4 protein-coding genes and 2 pseudogenes are annotated in these 3,490 nt (G+C 38.5%); 4 read left to right on the top strand and 2 right to left on the bottom strand.

Translation table 11 applies throughout. The annotated features are described in order from the left end of the window. Positions 1-255 (top strand): annotated as a pseudogene (locus tag WA010_RS06830) (hypothetical protein); the annotation flags it as partial. On the opposite strand, the gene WA010_RS06825 reads toward WA010_RS06830, so the two are convergent. Together WA010_RS06825 and WA010_RS06820 are read right to left on the bottom strand one after the other, a co-directional pair. Then, positions 246-710 (bottom strand): hypothetical protein, encoded by a 465-nt coding sequence (locus WA010_RS06825; protein WP_422556393.1) that lies wholly within the window; start codon positions 708-710, stop codon positions 246-248. The pseudogene WA010_RS06830 and the gene WA010_RS06825 overlap by 10 nt on opposite strands. Before the next feature lie 3 nt (positions 711-713). Next, complete coding sequence (locus WA010_RS06820) at positions 714-1,499, bottom strand: C40 family peptidase (protein ID WP_422556392.1); 786 nt, start codon at positions 1,497-1,499, stop codon at positions 714-716. Between the two features lie 128 nt (positions 1,500-1,627). Between WA010_RS06820 and hemH the strand changes: the two genes are divergently transcribed. The 3 genes and pseudogenes from hemH to WA010_RS06805 form a co-directional block, all read left to right on the top strand. Further along, complete coding sequence (hemH, locus tag WA010_RS06815) at positions 1,628-2,575, top strand: ferrochelatase (RefSeq protein ID WP_422556391.1); 948 nt, start codon at positions 1,628-1,630, stop codon at positions 2,573-2,575. Then, the gene (locus tag WA010_RS06810; RefSeq protein WP_422556390.1) at positions 2,576-3,217 is read left to right on the top strand and encodes an HAD family hydrolase; all 642 of its coding nucleotides are present in this window, start codon (positions 2,576-2,578) and stop codon (positions 3,215-3,217) included. Positions 3,218-3,219: 2 nt separating this feature from the next. Then, a pseudogene (locus tag WA010_RS06805) lies at positions 3,220-3,490 on the top strand (hypothetical protein); the annotation flags it as partial.

Here is a 3,490-nt window from a genome sequence, read left to right as displayed (position 1 = left end):
GAGGCAACATTGAGCAAATATCCCCATCTGCGACACGGTGAGAGAATTGATCCATCGGAGTATATCTACTATCCAAATCTGACGATGATCAACGGCTCAGGAGGTTACGGATTTGTCCTCGCGCCGTATTTGGCAAAACGGTTGGGTGAATGGTTGGGTGAATGGTTGGGTGAATGGTTGGGTGAGGGGAAAGAATTGAATCTAACTTTGTCTCCGTCACGATTTTTTCCTCGCTGGGCAAAGCGTCAGTCGTAAACAACAACTCCGTAGTTGTCATCAATCCGATAAAAACGTGAATCGGCGGTAATAATCAGTTCATCCAATCTTGCCATATGAACATAGCTTTTTTTACCGATTTTTATCCCGTTTTCGAGAAAAAATCGTTTAAGATTTACGAATTTGATCTCATTGACAAACTTGTATTCGAATTGATTATAAAGGCGCATTTTTTTGTAACTAAAAATATGACTATCAATACCGAGTTGTGTTGCTGCGTATTGAGTCGGGAGATATCCGCTAAGATCCGTGAGTTCCTCTTCAATATGGGCATATTTACTAGGAAGAGTAGATTTTTCGAGAAATACATAGCGATTAAGTTTAATATGACGTGTGTCATTCCAATAGTGATATGCTGGTGAAGAGATATCGAGCTTTGTATAAACTTCCTTCCAAAGCCAGTGTTGATCAAGAGTAGAATAAAGGGCTGACATTTCTTATTCACCATAATCCGGCTCATTTAATGCCAGACGTTTAGCGTACATAAACCGTTGTTTATAATATCCTTTGTCGATTGAATCGTATTGCACTTTTTGATTGGCATACGATGCGTGGATGATTTGTCCATCACCTGCATAAATAGCAACATGAGATGGGTCTGATTTATAAGTTCGATAAAAGAGTAAATCACCGACTTGTAAGTCATCTATGTTGACATCTTCACCGAGTTGAGCTTGTTCGGCAGCGCTGCGTGGAAGCGTAATACCGAATTGGCGATATACTTGCTGTGTAAAGCCTGAACAGTCGGTTCGCTCACCGTCTTTATTTCCAAACCCATAGGGGGTTCCTAGAAAATCTTTTGCACGTGCCAATACTTTGTCTTTTACATTTCTAATATTGTGAACAATTTTTTGTGTTTTTGTAATCGGTTCTTCAATCTTATCTGGAATTGATTCTTTTAAGGCGATAGCGGTAGGCTTTGGAACAAGCAAAAATGGTTTGATATCTTGCCCGATTGAATCCGTTGTGACTTTTTCATTTTTAAGTATCGGAGCAGTATACGCTACCGCTTTTACGACCGGTTCAGATGGAGGAGTCGGTTTGGTTATGATAAGATAAGGCACTGTTTTGATGAATGGATTTTCATCAATTTTTTGTGATTCATTTGTTTTTTTAAGTTCACGCTCGTATTCTAAAAAAAGAGACGGTTCACGTCTTTGACTCTCGGCATACAAGGATACTATCAGTAAAATCAGTGATAGTGCTGTACGTTTAATCAGCATCTCTCCTCCTCATTTTTCTATACTCTAAAGTCATTATAGATCAAAAAGCTTTATTTTTTTTTATAATCGTAAAATTTAACAGGACGTTATGGTACACTTTCTTAAAAAACGAATGGATAATATAAGGTATGAAAGAGGCAATTGTCTTATTAAATATGGGTGGACCCAATAATCTGAACGAAGTAGAAGTATTTTTGCATAATATGTTCAATGACCCTTATATTATCCGAACCAAATCGAAATTACTACGTCGATTTATTGCCGGAATAATTACGTTGACACGTACCGAAAAATCTCAGGATATTTATCGTAAAATCGGGGGGAAATCACCGTTGGTAGAGCATACGCATCATTTAGTGCAGGCATTGGAAAAAACAATTGGAACCGATGTAGTTGTCGATTTTGTCATGCGTTATACTCCACCGATGGCTCAGGAAGTGTGTATGAGACTGAAAGGACAGGGAATTGAAAAAGTCTACCTTATTCCTCTGTATCCCCAATACTCCACAACAACAACTCAGTCATCGTTGGATGATTTCGAGATGGTTGCCCATTTGATCGGTTGGGATGTTATTACGGTTGAAATTAAACATTTTTTTATGCATCGTGGCTATAACGCATGTCTGATAGAGCGTATCAAAGAATCGCTAAGAGATGATGATGCACAAAATTTTGATATTATTTTTTCGGCTCACGGTTTACCGCAAAAAATTGTGAATCAGGGTGATCCGTATCAGCGCCATGTAATAGCTCATGTGGGATTAATGAAATCTTTGATGATAGAGCAAGGAATTCGATTTAATCGTGTTCACTTGGCGTATCAGTCCAAAGTGGGTCCGATGAAGTGGTTGGAACCTGATTTGGCTACAACACTGCATGAATTAGAGAACAAACGTGTTATTATTGTTCCAATTGCTTTTACAATCGATAATTCCGAAACTGATTTTGAACTCTCGATCGAATATGCCGAAGTAGCTCATGAGCTTAAATTTGAAGAATATCGTGTTTGTCGTTGTCCAAATGATCATCCTTTATTTGTTCAAACTCTGAAAGAACTTTATGAGAAAATGAGATAAATGCGTCGTATAGCCCTCTTTGATATGGATGGAACCCTGATCGATTCGGGATTGGATATTACCCTCTCTATCAATTATGTGCGTAAATCGATCTATAATCTAGCTCCCCTCGAAGTGCAATCGATTATCGATGCGATTAATACGCATCAGCGTAATTTAGCATACCTCTTTTATGGAACCGATTTGTATGAATCCCATGCCAAATCACTTTTTGAAGAACACTATTTTTATCAGTGTATTCAAAATCTTAAAGCGTATGATAGGATACCGGAGATACTGGCTAAATTGAGTTCTCATGGCGTTAAAATGGGAGTTGCGACCAACGCACCCACACTTTTTGCTAAGCGGATGCTCACTCATTTGGAATTGGATCATTTTTTTGATTCTATCATCGGAGCAGATTATGTTGAGACTCCTAAACCTCATCCGCAAATGCTTCAGTACCATCTAAAGCGTCACCATTACCGATCAGGTATGGATCGTGCTTGGATGATTGGAGATAACTCCAAAGATATGGAAGCAGCCTCTCGTGCCGGAATTGCCGGAATCTTCGCAGGATGGGGATTCAGTTCTTTAGGAGAGGGGGATTATTTTGCCTCTTCTCCGGATCATCTTATTGATATCATTTGTAATAAAGGCTAAAAATGTTTAGTATTGATCTCCTTATAATCATTGGTGTTATGTCACTTTTGTTTTTACGCCATACATCTGTTTACAAAGATCCGAATAAAATTAACTATACCCCTGTCGTTTTGGCTTTAGGTGTATTGGGTGGATTGGTCCATTTGATGTTTAGCAGTATGGATGTTTCTTCTTTTAAAGAAGCTCTTTTGATGGTAAGTGTCGGTTTGGTTCTTTTTGCGATTATTTCGGTGATGACCCAAACCATTTTGGTTATGAATGCGAATGAGGATC

It is taken from the genome of Sulfuricurvum sp., from assembly GCF_049305995.1.
Classification (GTDB): Bacteria; Campylobacterota; Campylobacteria; order Campylobacterales; family Sulfurimonadaceae; genus Sulfuricurvum.
The sequence above is the reverse complement of the archived record's forward strand: the minus strand, read 5'-3'. Positions and strand labels throughout refer to the sequence as shown.